Source organism: Natronospira bacteriovora (genome assembly GCF_030848495.1).
In the GTDB taxonomy this organism is placed as follows: Bacteria; Pseudomonadota; Gammaproteobacteria; order Natronospirales; family Natronospiraceae; genus Natronospira; species Natronospira bacteriovora.
This window is the reverse complement of the sequence record NZ_JAVDDT010000002.1, coordinates 1-17156: the sequence shown is the minus strand read 5'-3', so window position 1 is coordinate 17156 and position 17156 is coordinate 1. Positions and strand designations below refer to the sequence as shown.

Annotated in this window: 13 protein-coding genes; 2 read left to right on the top strand and 11 right to left on the bottom strand. The window is 61.1% G+C overall.

Features of this window, described 5'->3' with window-relative positions; all coding sequences use genetic code 11:
* Nucleotide 1: 1 nt before the first annotated feature.
* The 10 genes from RBH19_RS02855 to RBH19_RS02810 form a co-directional block, all read right to left on the bottom strand.
* A complete protein-coding gene (locus RBH19_RS02855; protein WP_306727313.1) occupies nucleotides 2–277 on the bottom strand; it encodes a cory-CC-star protein in 276 nt (91 codons plus the stop codon).
* Complete coding sequence (locus RBH19_RS02850; RefSeq protein ID WP_306727312.1) at nucleotides 274–1959, bottom strand: carbon starvation CstA family protein; 1686 nt, start codon at nucleotides 1957–1959, stop codon at nucleotides 274–276. Before RBH19_RS02850 ends, RBH19_RS02855 begins: the two co-directional genes overlap by 4 nt.
* Before the next feature lie 86 nt (nucleotides 1960–2045).
* Complete coding sequence (locus tag RBH19_RS02845) at nucleotides 2046–3707, bottom strand: acyl-CoA dehydrogenase family protein (RefSeq protein WP_306727311.1); 1662 nt, start codon at nucleotides 3705–3707, stop codon at nucleotides 2046–2048.
* Nucleotides 3708–3757: 50 nt separating this feature from the next.
* On the bottom strand, nucleotides 3758–6319 hold the full coding sequence (locus RBH19_RS02840; RefSeq protein ID WP_306727310.1) for a fused MFS/spermidine synthase: 2562 nt from the start codon (nucleotides 6317–6319) through the stop codon (nucleotides 3758–3760).
* A gap of 134 nt (nucleotides 6320–6453) precedes the next feature.
* On the bottom strand, nucleotides 6454–6879 hold the full coding sequence (locus RBH19_RS02835; protein ID WP_306727309.1) for a type IV pilin protein: 426 nt from the start codon (nucleotides 6877–6879) through the stop codon (nucleotides 6454–6456).
* 12 nt (nucleotides 6880–6891) lie between these two features.
* Nucleotides 6892–10686, bottom strand: a complete 3795-nt coding sequence (locus tag RBH19_RS02830; protein ID WP_306727308.1) for a pilus assembly protein — start codon at nucleotides 10684–10686, stop codon at nucleotides 6892–6894.
* Nucleotides 10687–10717: 31 nt separating this feature from the next.
* Nucleotides 10718–11296, bottom strand: a complete 579-nt coding sequence (locus RBH19_RS02825) for a pilus assembly PilX family protein (protein ID WP_306727307.1) — start codon at nucleotides 11294–11296, stop codon at nucleotides 10718–10720.
* Complete coding sequence (locus RBH19_RS02820) at nucleotides 11296–12432, bottom strand: PilW family protein (protein ID WP_306727306.1); 1137 nt, start codon at nucleotides 12430–12432, stop codon at nucleotides 11296–11298. Before RBH19_RS02820 ends, RBH19_RS02825 begins: the two co-directional genes overlap by 1 nt.
* Complete coding sequence (gene pilV, locus RBH19_RS02815) at nucleotides 12416–12874, bottom strand: type IV pilus modification protein PilV (RefSeq protein ID WP_306727305.1); 459 nt, start codon at nucleotides 12872–12874, stop codon at nucleotides 12416–12418. The genes RBH19_RS02820 and pilV overlap by 17 nt, the downstream gene beginning before the upstream one ends.
* Nucleotides 12867–13373 (bottom strand): GspH/FimT family pseudopilin, encoded by a 507-nt coding sequence (locus RBH19_RS02810; RefSeq protein ID WP_306727304.1) that lies wholly within the window; start codon nucleotides 13371–13373, stop codon nucleotides 12867–12869. Before RBH19_RS02810 ends, pilV begins: the two co-directional genes overlap by 8 nt.
* A gap of 171 nt (nucleotides 13374–13544) precedes the next feature.
* On the opposite strand from RBH19_RS02810, the gene gshA reads away from it, so the two are divergent.
* On the top strand, nucleotides 13545–15119 hold the full coding sequence (gene gshA / locus RBH19_RS02805; RefSeq protein WP_306727303.1) for a glutamate--cysteine ligase: 1575 nt from the start codon (nucleotides 13545–13547) through the stop codon (nucleotides 15117–15119).
* Nucleotides 15120–15129: 10 nt separating this feature from the next.
* Here gshA and RBH19_RS02800 read toward each other — a convergent pair whose 3' ends face one another.
* Nucleotides 15130–15921 carry an RNA methyltransferase gene (locus RBH19_RS02800; protein ID WP_445353960.1) on the bottom strand — a complete coding sequence of 264 codons (792 nt, stop codon included), beginning with the start codon at nucleotides 15919–15921 and terminating at the stop codon, nucleotides 15130–15132.
* Between the two features lie 269 nt (nucleotides 15922–16190).
* On the opposite strand from RBH19_RS02800, the gene RBH19_RS02795 reads away from it, so the two are divergent.
* The gene (locus RBH19_RS02795; RefSeq protein WP_306727302.1) at nucleotides 16191–16985 is read left to right on the top strand and encodes an inositol monophosphatase family protein; all 795 of its coding nucleotides are present in this window, start codon (nucleotides 16191–16193) and stop codon (nucleotides 16983–16985) included.
* The last annotated feature ends 171 nt before the right edge of the window (nucleotides 16986–17156 follow it).

The following is a 17156-nucleotide window of genomic DNA, read 5'->3' as shown; positions in this document are numbered from 1 at the left end:
GTCAGCAGCATCGAAAGCCACCCGGCGGTGAATGCTCCATGCCCATTCGCCGATGCCATTCATGGTAATCCTCGATCAGAAAGGGCATCAGTTCCAGGCAGTACCAGCCGGCGGGATTGGGAAGACCAAGGCTCTCGGACATGACCATGAGACGGAAGAAATCCTGACGGCGGCGCTGCTCCAGTGCCACGGCCCGTCGCAGGGGTTGTTCGTAGAAGGCCTGATAGGCCGCCAGGGCCTGTTTCAGCCACGTTCGAATCTTCGAGGCGCCGCTCATGAGGGCTGCACCTCGGCCTGTTGTTTTCCACGCCGCACGGCCAGAACACCTTCCAGGATCAGCCAGATATTGAGGGCGAAGATCAGGCTGCCGATGGTCAGAAGCAGCCAGTTGCCGTCGCCAAAGTAGCGCAGCAGATTGTGCACCATGGCCCAGGTGGTCATGGTGGCGACGAAGAGGAAGGGCAGCACGGTGAAGATCACCGGGCGACCCAAGCGCCACAGGATCAGGCTCAGCACCAGCAGGGACAGGCCGGCGGTCAACTGGTTGGTGGTACCGAACAGCGGCCACAGCACCATGCCGCCACCACCCGGGTTGGCCGGGTCCGCACCAAAGGCGAGACCGGCACAGAGCAGGAAGGTGATGACGGTCGCCAGATTGATGTTGGAGAGAAACTTCAGGCCATAGTCGCGGCCGATCTCGGCCAGGATGAAGCGCTGCAGCCGCATGGATGTATCCAGGGTGGTGGCGGCGAAGGCGACCACCATGATGGCGATCATGGTGGTGCCGACTGCCGGGGGAATCCCCAGATTGGCCAGCAGACTGCCGGCTCCGTTCACGAAGGCCGCGATGCCCCCGGCACTGGCGGCCGCCCAGGAATCGTAGTGGCCCTGCCATTCCGCCATGCCGGCAAAACCGGCGGAGACCGCCAGCAGGGCGGCCAGGGCCAGCAGGCCCTCCCCGGTGGCGCCCAGATAACCCACGAAGCGGGCATCCGGTTCCCGGTTCAACTGCCTGGCGCTGGTCCCCGAGCTGACCAGGCCATGGAAACCGGAGATGGCCCCGCAGGCGATGGTGACGAACAGCAGGGGAATAAGGGACGGGGCATCGGCCGGAACATCCTGGTTGAACATGGGGGCGGCGAAATCCGGGCGCCCCACGAACAGACCGAGGTAGATGACGAACAGCCCGAGAAAGAGCAGATGGGCATTGATGAAGTCGCGCGGCTGCAGCAGCAGCCAGACCGGCAGGCGCGAGGCAATCGCCCCGTAACCCAGCATGATCATGACCCACCAGGCAATGGTGGGCACGCCGGCCGGGTCCTCGGGCAGGGAGACCGGCACCTGAACGCCAAGGAACACCAGCGCGATGAGCAGGGCAAGACCGATCAGGCAAGGCAGCAACAGGGGCATGCGGCTGCGATAGGCGAGCAGGCCGATGGTCATGGCGATGGGAATCTGCAGCCAGTAGGGCAATACGCTTTCGGGGAAATTGACGAAGAGCGTGGCGATGGCCACCGCAAAGACGGCATTCACCATCAGCAGCAGGAAGAAAATGATCAGCAGGAAGAGACTGCGGGCACGGGGGCCCAGCACTTCGCTGGCAATACTGCCGATGGAACGGGCCCGGTGGCGCACCGAGGTCCAGAGCGTGCCGAAATCATGCATGCCGGCAATGAAGACCGTACCCAGGATGATCCAGACCAGGGCCGGCCCCCAGCCCCAGATCACCGCAATGGCGGGCCCGATGATGGGTGCGGCACCGGCCACGGAGGTGAAGTGATGACCCCAGAGCACGAAGCGGTTGGTGGGCACGAAGTCCAGGCCATCGTTGTAGGCATGGGCCGGGGTTTCGAAATCGGCTTCAAGGCGATAGATACGCTGGGCGACGAAACGGGAATAGAAACGCCAGCCAAGAAAGAAAATCAGAAAGCCGCCCAGGGCCACCAGGCTTGGCCACATGCTACCGCTCCTTCGATGCTGTTAGGGAACCTCTGATCAATCCATTCGCGTTCACAGGCAACGGATTAATCAGAGGTTCCTTGGATTCAATCGAGTCCGAGAATGCTCGCCGCCTCACCGGCCGGGCTCGGCTCCACCGTCAGACGAACCTTCAGCCGAATCCAGCGATGCGCCAGAATGCGGCGCCGGGTCGCCGCCTCCCCCGTCAGCCCCTCGCCTGTTTCCAGCAGCAGGATGCCACAAACCACGGCAGCCAGGCGAAAGGCCAGGTGACGGGCATTGGCCTGCAAGCATTCCTCGCCCTGGGCTTGCAGCTGTGAGGGGAGACCCGCGAGCGCCTCAAGGGCCGCGCCCAGCGCGCAGGCCGATTCATCATTCAGCGCCGCGATGCGCACTTTCAGCGACTCGAGCAACAGGTCCCAGGCTTTCTCCTTCGACAGGGCCCGCAGCAGATCGAGACTCAACACATTGGTGGTGCCCTCCCAGATGGAAAGCACCTGGGCATCACGCAACAGGACCGGGAGACCGGTATCTTCCACATAGCCTGCCCCGCCGAAGCACTCCAGCACTTCGCTGCAGACGGCCACGGCCTGCTTGCCGGTGTACAGCTTGGCCACCGGGGTCAGCAGGCGCAGACAGGCGGCCTCCGTTTCGTCCGCCTCATCACATTCCTGCCGGCCCAGGAGTCGGGCGCACTCGAAGACCAGCTCGAAGGCCGCCGCATGCTCCATGGTCAGATCCGCCAGGGTCTCCCGGTGCAGGGGCTGATCAATCAGAGGCCGGCCAAAGGCCTCGCGCTTGCGGGCGTAATCCAGGGCCAGCATCAGGCCTCTGCCCATATAGCCGGCGGCGCAGCAGGCATTGTAGAGGCGGGTAATGTTCAGAATGCTGCTGATGGCGGGTACACCGCGACCCCGCTCGCCGATCAGTCGGGCCGGCACCCCCTCAAGCGTCAGTTCGGCGGTTGGCAGGGCCCGGGTACCGAGCTTGTCCTTGAGGCGGTTGATGCGGATGTTTCGCAGCGCACCGTCTTCATCCCGCAATTCGACGAAAAACAGGCTCAGCCGCTCATCAGCGACCGCCCCTTCCTGCACTCGTGCCAGCGTCATGGCCACCCGGGAGGTGGTGGCCGAGGTGAACCACTTGTCACCGTACAAGCGATAGTCCTCGCCCCTTGCCACGGCCACCGTTTCCGAGCGGGAGACATCGGAACCCCCACTGCGCTCGGTCATCCATTGCCCCGCTGTCCAGAAGGAAACCGGGTCCCGACTCAGCAGATGCGGCAGGACGCGCTCCCTGAGTGCCTCATCACCATGGCGCTCGATGACCCGGGCGGCGCCGTCGGTCATGGCCATGGGGCAGGAAGCAATGGCAGAGCTGGGGTGATAGAGATACAGGCGAAGAAACTGATGAACCCGCGACCAGGCTCCATCGAGCCGTTCGTAGGCCGTGGCAACAATCCCCTCTTCCGCCGCGATGCCCTCCAGCCGTGTCCAGGCATCCGACACGCGGATCTCATCCACCCGCCGGCCCCAGGGGTCGAAGGAGATGTGCACCGGGGGGCAGCGCTCGGCAGACTCAGCCAGCGGCGGCATTTCCTCCCTGGCGCGATGTCCCAGGGATTCCAGTCCGGCTTCCCAGCGTTGACGGCAATGCTCCGGCACCCGGCTCCGCAACCAGGCCTGCATCACTGCATCGTCACTCCATGGGTGCATCAGTTCCGGCGGCGACTGAAAGAATCTGGCCATGAGTCGATCCTCGCTCGCTTGGGATCATCAAGCTAACCGGGAAGGGAGAATCACGGCAAGTCGGGCGACGTGCTGTTCAATTCATTACCCATCGACCTGCCAGGGCGATAATGCAAGCACAGCTCATAAATTCCCACCCGTGTCTCGCAGGCTTCCCTCAGTTTCTGCAACCATTCCCGACGCTCATCCTCACCCTCTGGCAAGCCCGTCAGGTAGCGCAGGGGGTTACCTGCATGATTAGCCAGCAACTGCTTGTTCACCTGGCGGGTATTCATGAACAGGTTGAAGGGGGCCCGATAGGCGATCAGGGGTCGATCATCGCTGTGAAACTCCCCTGTCCCCACCAGCAGCGGCACATCATCCGGCCCGAGAATGAGACGACCGGCCACATCAAAGACATCGTCTGTCTGCGTGTAGTGGCCTTGCAGATCCCGCGCCACCGCCGGTTGCTGAAGACGCTGCCGCATGGCCGCCATGTCCATCGTGATTTCTTCGAATGCCCCCAACAACAGCAGATCCGAATCTTCCAATGTCTTGAATACATAGACGTGGGGAAAGACATCCGAGAAGCCACGCAGCAACAGGGTCAGGTTCTGGGGTGACAGGTTGTAGATCTGAACCCACTGGGCGAAAACACCACCCTCGCGCAGTGCCCGGGCACCCCGCTGGAAGGCCTCCCGGGTGAAGAGATCGGAGGCACCGGCCATCCACGGGTTGGAAGGCTGGGAAATGATCAGATCGTAGCGATCCGGGTGCATGTTCAGAAACAGGCGACCATCGGTGACATGCAGGGTCACCCTTTCATTCTCATGAACCTGTGCATTGACATCATGAAACAGCCGGGCGCCCTCCACCATGGCCGCTTCGATTTCCACCACATCCACCGTTTTGACCGGATGCGTGGCGACGGCCGCCGCCGTGGACCCGGTACCCATGCCAATCACGGCCACGGACTCGGTCACCGGCCTCATCAACAGCGGGATATGCGCGATCAAACGCTGGCTCGGCATATCACTTTCACTGCTGCCTTCGATCTTTCCGTTCACGGCGATGGCCCGCCATTCGCCATCACCGCCCCGGCCCTCCAGCACCGTCACAGTGGAAGTCAGACCATCCCGGTAATAAATCACCTCGCTCTGCCCGCGCAGGTGACTGGCAAGATTCTCCGCACCATGCTGCAGGTAGGCGCTACTGTACTGGTACACCGCGCTGGTCATGAGTGCACGATCCCAGGCGGGCATCAGCAGTGTCCCGATCATCAGCAAGAGAAACCCAGGGAGTGCAACCGCCCGCAGAAGCCGGCGCTCGCGCCCCGCCAATGCCAGCACGCCTGCTGCCAGGACCAACAGGAGCATGGCTGTCCGGAGACTGTTGTCGATGCCCAAAAGCGGGATGAGCAAGAAGCCGGCAGTCACGGAGCCGGCAATGGAGCCCACGGTATCCCAGGCAAACAGGCGACCGGTGTGACGACTGGTCTGGGCGTTGTGCGCGATGACCACCTGAAGACTGGCCGGAAACAGGCCACCCAGAAAAACGGTGGGCAGAAACACAACAAGGGCGGCAATCAGAAACTGGAGTTGCAACACCCGGCCCGGCACCTGGGCGATGGACCAGGCCGAATGCAGTTGCACATAGAGTTCCGGCAGGTATTGGAAGAGCCAGGTGGAGGCAAGAATGGCCAGAGCGGAGAGCAAGGCCAGGATGATGAACACCGCCCGTGCAAACAGCTGCCCGTGTCGCAACAGCGCCGCTACGGCGAAGGCACCCAGGCCCAGACCGGCCAGAAACAGGCCGAGCACAATGGTCACCGCGAACACGGATGCCCCCAGCACCAGCTCCATGACGCGAACCCAGGCGACCTGGCATACCAGGGCGGCGAAAGCAGTCAGAGCGATGGCCATTGGCATCCAGAGCCGGACCATGACCGACTCCTCACCGGAGACCCTACGGCCCTCCCGCTGAGAAACGTGGCTCGCCGAACCTGTCTCAGGCACCTCGGTCTGGCGAAAACCGACCCAGGCCACCGCGGCCAGCAGGGTATTCAGGGCACTGACAATCACGATGGTCTGAACAAGTCCGTGAACCGGAAGGAAGTACAGCCCCCCCAGCAGGACACCCAGAAAGGCCCCCAGGGTGTTGATTCCGTAGAGAAGACCACTGCCGCGACGCCCTTCCCCCTGCATGCGAACGTAGAAACGGGCCAGTACCGGCAAGCCGGCCCCCATCAGAATGGTGGGGGGAAGCAGCATGACCATGGCAAGCAGCAAACGCACAAGGGATACTGTCCAGAACCCACCTCCCAGGCTGCTGGCCAAACCGCTGAACAGCGGCAGCAGGAAGTGGATGAACAGCAGTGACGTCAGGCCCCAGAAGGCCACGCCCAGCTCAAGCAGGGCATAAACACCCAGCGGTCGCCGCCAATGATCCGCCCGGTCACCAGCCAGTTTCGCCCCGATGCCAAGGCCCGCGAGGAACACCGCCACCACGGTGGCCACGGCCAGGGTGGTGGAACCGAACTCCAGTGTCAGCGCCCGCACCCAGGCCATCTGATAGATCAGCGCCAGGGCACCGGAGGTAAAGAAAACCGGAAAGATCCAGCGTTGCCAGTTCAAAGGAATCTCTCCCTCACCGTCAAAGAGCCAGCATATCCGAAGCCGCCACACACCCCAAAGCAGGACCCCCCCGAACGAGCACTAAAAAGCCCCGGCGGTTTCCCGGCGGGGCTGTGAGAGGACAGGACTACTTATCAGGTACGCCAACAATCGTCGGTAACATCATTGCCATCGCCATCCTCGGCATAACGGCGACCGGTGTGGTCCAACTCCAGAAAGGCACAACGCTCCACGTCACGATCCGCTTGAGCACCCTGGGGAATGGCGCGCAGCCTGTAGGTAGTCTGATCTCTCTGCACATCCAGGCGATAGTGTCCGCTGGGAGACTCGCCAGGCAAGGCATTACATTCCGCGGCATCATAGTCATAGAAACGCGTATAGCAACGCTCCAGTTGCTGGCTGGCATCCATCAAAAGCGTGGCGCCATCCGACCGACGACTCTCATCCGCCTGGCGGGTAAAGGTATTGAAGGCGAAGGCCGCGATGATGCCGAGAATGGCAACCACGATCAACACCTCGACCAATGTAAAGCCGGACTGCCGTCTCGCCAGATCCTTCATGTCATCTACTCCTTATCGCAACTGTCGCCAGGATTGGCGGCCATCGGCAAAGTCACCACGCTCGACGATCCGCTCCATCTGCCCCGTGGAACCGGCCACATACTTGTACTCGGTGCCACCGGCCGAGATGATACCCGGGGTACGAATCACGCCCACGCGGGAACGCAGGCCGGATACCGGCACAGTGATCGTCTCTCCATTGACCGTCACCGTCACGTAGTCGCTTTCGTCAAATTCGCCGTCATCATTGAGATCGAACGGCGAATACTCCAGCCTGGAACCGGATTTCGCATCAATTTCCATGAGCCAACTCTCACCACCAGCCGCACAGGGATTATCCGATGGAATTACCGTGGTAAAGATCACACGGCTACCCCGCAATACGGGATTGGAGATGATGCGCTCACCCGCCGGCCCGGTAACGGGAGAAACCAGATCCAGATACCAGCCGTCGTTATTGCCGACCTCCTCATCCGAGGTAACTCGCACCTGGAAATCCTCAAAAGCCACTTCCGCCAGGATCTCCTGCTGCTGCAGGTCATCGCGTTCCAGAACCGAATTCAGGTTACCGATGCCTCCTGGATTGGAATTGGTGCCGGGAGCAATGACGCCATAGAAGGTATCAACAGGCGGATTGCTACCCGGGTCATTATCACCAACGCGATAATATTGACCAGTACCGAAGAGGTACATGTGCTTACCGCCGTCATAGGATGCAACCTGAGGGCGAACGGTAATCGGTCGGCCGTCTGCCTTGAACATCGGCAAAGGCCCCTGGTTCCGGCGATCCATGAAATCCCAGTTGGCCGGATCGGCGTCACGGACATCAATACGCCAGAGATTCCCCTTGAGATCACCGCCAACGATAATGTCCGTTATGCGACTGCCATCCAGATCGACCGGCAAGAGCTCGGACATCCCGTTACCGCCATCCTCCTCCGTATCAAAGCTGCGTATCAGACTACCATCAGCAAGATCCACCACATAGATCTTGGCCTTGCCGTTCTTGCTCTCATAGCCATTGCCAAAAATGGCAACCCAGCGCCCCGGGGTATCGGAATCCAGGTCTTCATCACCGAACTCGCCGTCCGTGGAAACCCGGGTACGGGCAATGGTGGGCGAACCGATGGTATAGCCGAGATCGGGAAGATCAGCATCGGTCAGTTCCCAGAGAACGCTATCAGGGCCGAGATTCGCGGGATCGGTCACATCAAGCGCAAATACCCCGGCACCACCCGCGCCGAGAGAACCCACGAGGATATGCCGCCATTCGTCATTGATATAGGCATGACTATGGCGCGGTGTTTCATCCACGTAGAAGCGGTGATTCTCCTGATAATCCGGCTCCGGGAGCCGGGAAAGATTGTCGAACACAGAGTTGGGGACGTAGGCAAACACCTCTTCACCGGTGACGGCATTGAAGCCGTGCAGTTTTCCGTCATTCGCCCCCACATAGAGCATGGGCTCACGATTCATCACCGTGTTCCCCAGAAACTCCACATAGGCCGAGCGCTTGCTGTCGGGCAGGAGGTAATAATTGAAATCCTGCTGACCGACAAATGCCGGGCTGGAGTGGACGATATCAGCCAGCAGGGTACCGCGGTCACGGAAATCACCACCATTCTGCTGCTCCCATGACTGATCCCCGCGCAACCACTGCAGGCGTTCTTCGCCGAGATCATCAACCGTGCCTCCGGGTGGCGTGTTCAGTGCCTTCTTCTGCAGGTCAGTCAGCTCGGACCAGACAAAGTTGATGCCCCGTTTTTCCTCCGGGCTCCAGGTCACAACATTACGACCGAACCAGCTTATGGAGTCCCCGGCGTCCCAGGCCGCGTCTTCCAATTCACCGGTGGCAGGATCTACCGGGAAGGCAAGCAGCTCCCCGGACCAGTCGACGGTGTTGAAGCGGGCCTGATACACCATGGTATCGGCATCGAGTCGGGTCGAGTTGGTGGCCACTGAGGCAGCCGAAGCCTGAGTTCGGTCAATGATGGAAGACAATGTTCCGGTAAGCTCATCCGCAAAGGTTTGCGGATCACCAGCCGTGAAGAAACCACCTCTTGTATTCACTGCCGCATGCAAAAGATCGTCAATCTTCGCCGCATTGCTGCTCAGGGGATCCGGCCAGTCAATATTGTCGCCGGTCTCGATCGCCTTGAACGCTTCATCAGGTGAAATCGTTCCCTCAACACCAAGTCCTACACCGAATGTCACCAGATGCTGCCAATAGGCGGGGTTAATGGAGCTGGTGGGGACGCGATTCTCGACATCCGGAAGGAGATCGTTGACCCAGTACTTCATGGCCATATCGGCCAGCGTATTGGAATACGCATCCTTGAACGGGGGCTTGGCGGTGTATTTGAAGTCCACACCATCCGGGTTCGGGATGGCATCATGATCACTGCCATCCACGTTCCCGATGGACTCGCTCAAGCCGTCATTCCAGTAGCCATCGGTCATCAGAATATGGAAGCTTTGACGACATTCCAGAATCTCACTGGAGCCACTGTCCCCAGGATTCGTACTCCAGGGGCCGCCGGCGGATCCATCGCTGAAGTACTCCCCGACTGTGCGCATGGAACGACGCAAGGGGGTGCCACCTCCAATGTCATCATTATAAAGCGAGTTATAGAACGCTTCCCGATTCTCACCACTAAATGGCCGCACCCCCATGCGCACCGTAGCATCATTGATCGCCGTATAACCGACACGCACGATCTCATCCAGGTCGTTGAAGGCCTTGCCTATGCCACCTCGGGCGGCAAGAATGCGTGAACGGTGATAGGTATACCAATTGGCGAAATTCTGGATTTCCTCGGCATAGGTGCAAGGATCCGCAGCACAGTCGGTTCGATTCGGATACCTGGGGTACACGTAGGGGTCGTGACCATTATTGGTCACACTCGTCAAGGCCTGAGTCAGATCCGATGAGAAATCCAGCTCCAGAGGGCGCCGGCTTTCGGGCGCAATGACGACGGCATGGTAATTGTTGATATCGGTATATTCGTCCCGATTATTCGGATCACCCCGGTACTCCCAGTAAATGGCCGGCCAATAGGTCTGCTCCGTCTGATAGTGCCCGCTGCCCCACTGGAGAAAGTCATAATCGGCTGACCAATAGGTTTCATCACCGCAAGGCCTTCCAAAGCGACCATCATAATCCGTACACCAGTTCGCCAACTCGGTCTGGAATTCCTTGAGATTGCGGCCATCACTATAATCAAAACCTGGTCTCGCCGGCGCGGCCTCGGGGTCGGCATCGGGCATCAGAGTGCCATCTGATCGCGTCCACGGCTCATACCGTTGACGGGGATCATAATAGGAAGCATTCAATTGCGGGCTTCGGGAAAAACGCGCATACCAGTCATCCACCCAGGCTGTGGCCACATTGGGATAGCCCCAGTCGTAAAGACAATGTTGGCGCTCATAGGGCTCGTTCACCCACTCGCCACACTGGTTATCATCGAAGAACGACTGTCTCCGGGCAACAACCTGAGTGACTTCGAAATTGTACCCCGTGGCCTCGGTGGCATCGACACTTTCAGGCAGATAAAGCCACATGACACCGCCACCAGCCATGATGTCGTCCGGGGTCAGCTCCCAGATCATGGAGCCGGAGTCATCCAGATTGAACATGAGGTTCGGGGCAACCCGGGCGGTACTCACCGTCAATGGCGTCTGGGCCACGTCACTTGCGGTCGCTGTCTTGGGGGCCGCAGCCAGAAAAAACAGGACAGCAAGTGACAACATGGCAAGAGCAATGTCGCGGGAAAACCGGATCATTCGGCCTTCAGCATGAACGTTCATGGTCTTTCCTCTCATTCCTGCCTACTCGGTGTTACCAGCCACCTCGCCGGTAGACCACCTGTAACACCACGAGGGAGCGGCCGCTTGGGCCCCTGGCCAACGTGGTGATGCGATAAATATTGCCTTCGACACTGGCCTCATCTGCTGCAACCGGCCCACCTGCTCCGGCACTGGGCACTTCCTCCACCACCCAGAGGGGCCGGACCGCACCATCGGGCAGAGCGGACTGGATTACCGCCCCGTCATAGCTTCTCGGGTTGACCGAGCTTTGCGCGAACGTTGCCACCCAGTCCACGCGGCGCTTGTCGTCTTCATACACCAGATTGAGTGGTGATGAGGCATGGTGATGAAGGCCGTTGGTTCCATCAAAGGTCGGCAGTACCAGTTGATCGAGAAAACGCTCTACCTCGCGAACGGTGGCCTCGGCCACCTGGAAGGCGATGTAACGGTCACGCTGGGCACCGGCCATTCGCTCCTGCAGGGTCGTGGTCTGCAGCGCGGTCACCCCGATCACGGTCAGCAGCAGCAGGATGATCAGGGAAAAAAGCAGGGCCGCCCCGCGTTGCTGCCGGGGTGCGGTGAGCCGTGGCCGTGGGTAATTCGGGATCATCAGCGATTCCTCACCTGAATCGTGGTGGTGAACATCTGTCGATGGCGACGGTCGTCGTCAATGTCCACCGTGACGTCCGTTCCCAGAATGCTGAACTGCTTTGGCGTCTGTTCGCCAGGCGGTACGACCTGCTGCTCACTGCGCACCAGCAGGCCTACCCGGATACTGCTCACCGAATTCCAGCGATTGCCTGCGTGAACCTGGCCAGCGGTCTGGTAATCATCGATGGCGCGGTTGCCCCCCCCATCGATTCCGTACATGACCTGCATGGTTTCGACACCGCCCACAAGGGCATCGGTCTGAACGTTCTGACCGGACTCGGTAAGGGAGCGCCGATAGAGCGTGGGCCGTGGGTCAGGGTTGTCCGAGCTAACATTGACGCCAATGAAATAGATCACCATGCGGGCACGACCCAACTCAGCGTCAGCACCAAAGGTGCGGTACTGCGGATCGGTGCCCTGTCCCGGCTGGATGTTGCCACCGGCCTTGTTGGAGTTGTTTCTGCGGAAGAGATACCCACCTCCCTGGCAGTCGGCGGCGAAAAGCAGATCATCCTGCAAATACTGCTCGCTGTTGGTAACGTGATACTGGTTACCCTTGGTATACGGCGGCACGAAGCGAACCGCGTCCTGATCCATGTAACGGATGACCAGAACATCGGAGCCGGCGATGGGCCGGACACTCTCGCCCGAAAAGACATTCGGCAGGCTCGGATTCCAATCGCTCAGGGCACCGGCGCCGGGAGCCAGGGTGGTGATGGTGAGAGTTGCATCGGGCCCCGTATCCACCGCTTCATAGCCTTCCACACCACGGGTGAAATTGAGGTAGAACTGATCCACATCATCATCGGCCAGGTAGGGGGCGATGCCGATATCGAGGAAATTGGGGTTGGAGGTGCAGCCCATGTAGCCGGCCATGCGCAGATCCTGGCTGAGCAGGTCGATGGCAAAACGACCGGACTCCTGCACCCGGGACAGCCCTTCGTTGAGCTGGTAGGCCGTGCGCATGCCCGAAAAGAGCTGCACGGCGCCGATCATGAGCAGCGAGCCCAGCACCATGGCAATCATCAGCTCCACCAGGGTCAAGCCGCCCTGGCGCTGTCGCAGCAGCCGCTGGATGTCAGATTTCCGTGGCATATTCATAAGTCCGCCTGCGTTCCGCTTCATCTTCCCGTGTCCGGTCATCCAGCCAGCGAATCCGAACCCGGACCTCGCCGCCCCCCGTTACCCGAATCGCACCCTGGCCATCGGGCAGCAACTGCCGCACATTGGCCACCCAGTCCTGCAGATCCTGCACTGCCACGGAATTGCCCGTCGGCGCATCGTCCCCCATGGCCAGGTTGTAGTGTCCGGCAACCGCCGCCTGTCGGTTGGCCCGCATGGCATCGGTGATCTGGTAAGCCAGGGTCGTGGCCTGGGATTGGGCATAGGCACCCTGGTTGTTCTGCAGCCCCACCACCTGCAGGCTGGCCACGCCGAGCAGGCCAATGCCCAGAATCAGCACGGCGATCAGGACCTCAATGAAGCTGAAGCCACGTGTCATCCCGGGCCATGGCAACTTGTCGCTCTGATTAGCCATCCTCGTCACACTCCAGGCGGCGAATGTCCGTTCGGCCGCCGCGAATCAAGCGGATGATGCGCACCTGGTCGCAGGTGGCATCGGGAATGCTGTGTCGGATCCGAAGTTCCCGATCCACCATGCCATTGGGCAGAAAGATCACCTCGGATTCATTGTCCTGTTCGGCCATGACCGGCTGGCCGCTGGGTGCCCGCCAGACCCGAAGCACCTCGTCGTTACCGTCTGTATCCTGCCCCAACACGATCCAGCCAATGGCCCAGTCATCCTGCCCCGTGCAGCTCTGCCCATCCTCGGACGAACAGAGGGTCACGGGGTCGCCACGGCGCACCGCCTCGCTGCGCGCCATATTGACCGCCGTCACGAACTCGTTCACCTGAGTCGTGATGCGGTTGTTCTGGATCATCGCCCGAAAGCTGGGGGTGGCAAGGCCGATCAGTATCCCCACCACCGCCAGGGTGATGATGAGCTCCAGCAATGTGATACCGCGCTGCTGTTTCATGTGCACTACTCTATGCCCTTTGAAATCCCTTGCAGCCCCGTGTGCTACGGACGGGACGAAAATTCCGACAAGTGGGACGAATACCACAAAGCCCCGTTTATCGGTGCTTGACGGCACAGGGCCGGGCCCGGATCATTGCAGGCCCTTTTGACGAGATCCGAGGAGCCTGAGGTGGCCAAGCGCGTCGAACAGCGCCTGAAACGACTGCGGGAACAGGGCTGTGTCGACTGCCTGCGGAATGGACGGCACGGTATCGAAAAGGAAAGCCTCCGTGTGACCCCGAAGGGCCGAATCGCGCTCACTCCCCACCCCGGGTCCCTGGGCTCGGCGCTGACCCACGACTACATTACCACGGACTACTCCGAGGCACTGCTGGAGTTCGTCACCCCGCCCTTCACGGATGTGTCCGAGACCCTGGCCAACCTCCAGGATCTGCACGCCTTCACCGCCAGAATCCTGGCGGCGGATGACGAGCTGCTGTGGGCCACCAGCATGCCCTGCGCCATCGGCGAGGATGCGGGCATTCCCATCGCCCGCTACGGCTCTTCCAACGCCGGCACCATGCGGCACATCTACCGCCACGGCCTGGCCCACCGCTACGGACGGGCCATGCAGGTGATCTCCGGGGTGCACTACAACTTCTCCCTGCCGGAGAACTTCTGGCGTCTGTTCAGCGACAGCCGCGACCCCGAAGTGCTGCGGGAACAGCGGGATACCTACTATTTCGGCCTGATCCGCAACTTTCAGCGCAGCGGCTGGCTGATCCCCTTCCTGTTCGGCGCTTCCCCCGCCGTCTGCAAGTCCTTCCTGCAAGGCCGCAGCAGCCACTTCGAGGCCTTCGACGAGCACACCCTGTTCGAGCCCTGGGGCACCTCCCTGCGCATGAGCGACATCGGCTACAAGAACAAGAACCAGGCGGGCCTGGGCATTTCCTACAACGATCTCAAGAGCTACACGGATTCACTGGAACGGGCGACCCGGACCCCGGATCCGGAATATGAGCGCATCGGGGTCGAGGTGGACGGCGAGTGGCGACAGCTCAACAGCAACATGCTGCAGATCGAGAATGAGTACTATTCCTTCATCCGGCCCAAGCAACCCACACGACCGGGGGAGCGGCCGGTGCATGCCCTGCGACGCCGGGGGGTGGAATACATCGAAGTTCGGGCCCTGGACGTGAGTGCCTTCGACCCCCTGGGTGTACACGAAAGCCAGCTGCGATTCGTCGAGGCCTTCCTCATCTACTGTCTGCTGATGGACAGCCCGCCCCTGAGCGAGCAGGAGGAGCGGGAGATCGACGTCAATCAGCAGCGAGTGGCCTGCCGCGGCCGCCAGCCGGGCCTGCATCTGCTGCGGGATGGCGACAACCAGCGTCTCGACAGCTGGGCACGGGAGATTCTCACGGACATGGAGGGCATCTGCGAGCTGCTGGATGCCAACCATGGCGAGCAGGCCTATTCGGAGGCGCTCAGGGCCCAGAAGGCCAAGCTGGACGATCCGGACTGCACCCCTTCCGCCCGCATGCTGGCGGAGATGCGGGAACGAGGCGAGGGCTTCTTCGATTACGCCATGCGCCTGAGCCAGGCGCATATGCAGCATCACCTCAAGCACCCGCTCAGCGCCGAAAGCGAGCAGCGGCTGTGCACCCTGGCCGAAGCCTCACTGGCGGCCCAGCGCCAGCGGGAAGCAGACGATGAGGTGGATTTCCACACCTATCTGACACGCTATTTCACCGCCACGGGCTAGGGCACACCCCCTAGTCCGGCTTTCCTCCTTCACCACGTTGCTGGCGGCGGCGCGGAGCCGAGCCCCGACCTTCCACAGCGCTGAGTATGCCCCGAAAGATGTTGAGCTCATTGCGGTCGGGCCGGGCGCGGGCGAACAGGCGCCGGATGCGGCGCATCAACTGGCGCGGATTGTCCGGGTCGAGAAAACCGATATCCACCAGCACTTTCTCGAAGTGCCCATAGAGCTGCTCCAGTTCACCTGCGGAGGCCAGTGGCTGCTTGCGTTCCCGAGCACCTGGGGTGGTATCGGCCTGGGTGAACCGATCGCCGACAAGGGCGAGGGCGGCCATGCGCAACTCATAGCTCAATACCTGCACGGCCGAGGCAATGTTGAGTGAGCTGTATTCCGGGTTGGCCGGGATGTGCAGCAGCTGGTGGCAGCGATCCAGCTCTTCGTTGGTCAGGCCCGTGCGCTCGCGGCCAAAGACGAGGGCCGCCTTCGAAGCCACCGGCAGAGCCATGACCGAAGCCACCGCCTCACGCGGGCCCACCGGTTCCACCCCTAGACGACGTGTGCGAGCACTGGCCCCCAGGACCAACTCGCAATCGGCAACGGCCTCTTCCAGACTGCCCACGATGCGGGCCGAGGCCAGCACGTCGTCCGCCCCGGAGGCCCTGGCCCGGGCCTCGTCATCCGGCGGGTATTTCGGATTCACCAGCACCAGATCATGCAGACCCATGGTCTTCATGGCCCGCGCCGCCGAACCGATGTTGCCGGGATGCGTCGTCCCGACAAGAACTATCCTGACACCCAATCTCACAATCTACCTCCGAGTTCCATCCCACCCCCCACCGGCTCGTTGTCGTTGTCGTTGTCGTTGTCGTTGTCGTAATCGTAGTCGTAGTCGTAATCGGGTTTTCGCCTTTCGACAGGAAATCAAAAAACCCGATTACGATTACGACAACGACAACGACAACGATTTTTGCGGACATGGTATCCTACGCCCCTTCTCCATCCCAGATGGGCGCTTTTTGATTGGGCTCGCGGGATGTTAACAATCAGCCAGAACGCCTTGGAGGTCGGGAGTCGATGCACCCGTTACTGAATATTGCCGTGCGCGCGGCGCGCAGCGCCGGTGACCATATCATCCGCCGCATGGGTGACCGGGATCGCCTGTCCGTCTCCAGCAAGAAACGCAACGATTTCGTCAGCGAAGTGGATCACGAGGCCGAGGGCCTGATCATAGACCTGATCCGGCGGAATCATCGTGACCACGCGGTTCTGGCTGAGGAAAGCGGCAGCAGCGGCGACTCCGATCACCTCTGGATCATCGACCCGCTGGATGGCACCACCAATTTCCTGCATGGCCTGCCCGTCTTTGCCGTCTCCATTGCCTATCAGTACAAGGGCAAGCTGGAGCATGGGGTGATCTACGACCCGGTGCGCCAGGAGCTCTTTACCGCAAGCCGCGGCTCCGGCGCCTTCCTGGACGACCGGCGCATTCGCGTGGGCAATCTGCGCGGCCTGGACGGCGCCCTGATCGGCACCGGCTTTCCCTACACCGACCACCGCTACCTGGATGAATACCTGGCCATGTTCCGGGCCATCATCCAGAAAACAGCCGGTGTTCGTCGCCCCGGCGCGGCCGCCATTGATCTGGCCTGGCTGGCAGCGGGCCGTTTCGATGGTTTCTGGGAAATGGGCCTCAAGCCCTGGGACATCGCGGCCGGCGCCCTGCTGATTCGCGAGGCCGGCGGCATGGTGGGCAGCCTGTCCGGCGGCACCGATTACCTGGAGAGCGGCCACATCATGGCCGGCAACCCCAAGGTCTTTGCCGCCCTGGCACGGGAAATCCGCCCTCATCTGCCCGCGGAAATGCGTTAAGAACCTTCCGCCACTGCCTGCCTCATAGAAAAGGTTCTTCGCGGAAAAGCGGGGAGGAAGTTCGGGCGTGGTTGCCGGGGCGGGTCTTGGCGGCCCTGCCCAGAACACGCCGTGAATACGTCCCTGTAGGCTCGAGGGAAACATCCCTGTTTCCCACGGTTCTGGTCAGGG

Bases quoted from the DNA above. Each gene is read 5' to 3' on its own strand.
- RBH19_RS02825 (WP_306727307.1), bottom strand. From the start codon at position 11,296: ATGATCCCGAATTACCCACGGCCACGGCTCACCGCACCCCGGCAGCAA.
- RBH19_RS02835 (WP_306727309.1), bottom strand. From the start codon at position 6,879: ATGAAGGATCTGGCGAGACGGCAGTCCGGCTTTACATTGGTCGAGGTG.
- RBH19_RS02855 (WP_306727313.1), bottom strand. From the start codon at position 277: ATGAGCGGCGCCTCGAAGATTCGAACGTGGCTGAAACAGGCCCTGGCG.
- RBH19_RS02845 (WP_306727311.1), bottom strand. From the start codon at position 3,707: ATGGCCAGATTCTTTCAGTCGCCGCCGGAACTGATGCACCCATGGAGT.
- RBH19_RS02820 (WP_306727306.1), bottom strand. From the start codon at position 12,432: ATGCCACGGAAATCTGACATCCAGCGGCTGCTGCGACAGCGCCAGGGC.
- RBH19_RS02850 (WP_306727312.1), bottom strand. From the start codon at position 1,959: ATGTGGCCAAGCCTGGTGGCCCTGGGCGGCTTTCTGATTTTCTTTCTT.
- RBH19_RS02810 (WP_306727304.1), bottom strand. From the start codon at position 13,373: ATGAAACAGCAGCGCGGTATCACATTGCTGGAGCTCATCATCACCCTG.
- pilV (WP_306727305.1), bottom strand. From the start codon at position 12,874: ATGGCTAATCAGAGCGACAAGTTGCCATGGCCCGGGATGACACGTGGC.
- RBH19_RS02830 (WP_306727308.1), bottom strand. From the start codon at position 10,686: ATGAACGTTCATGCTGAAGGCCGAATGATCCGGTTTTCCCGCGACATT.
- RBH19_RS02795 (WP_306727302.1), top strand. From the start codon at position 16,191: ATGCACCCGTTACTGAATATTGCCGTGCGCGCGGCGCGCAGCGCCGGT.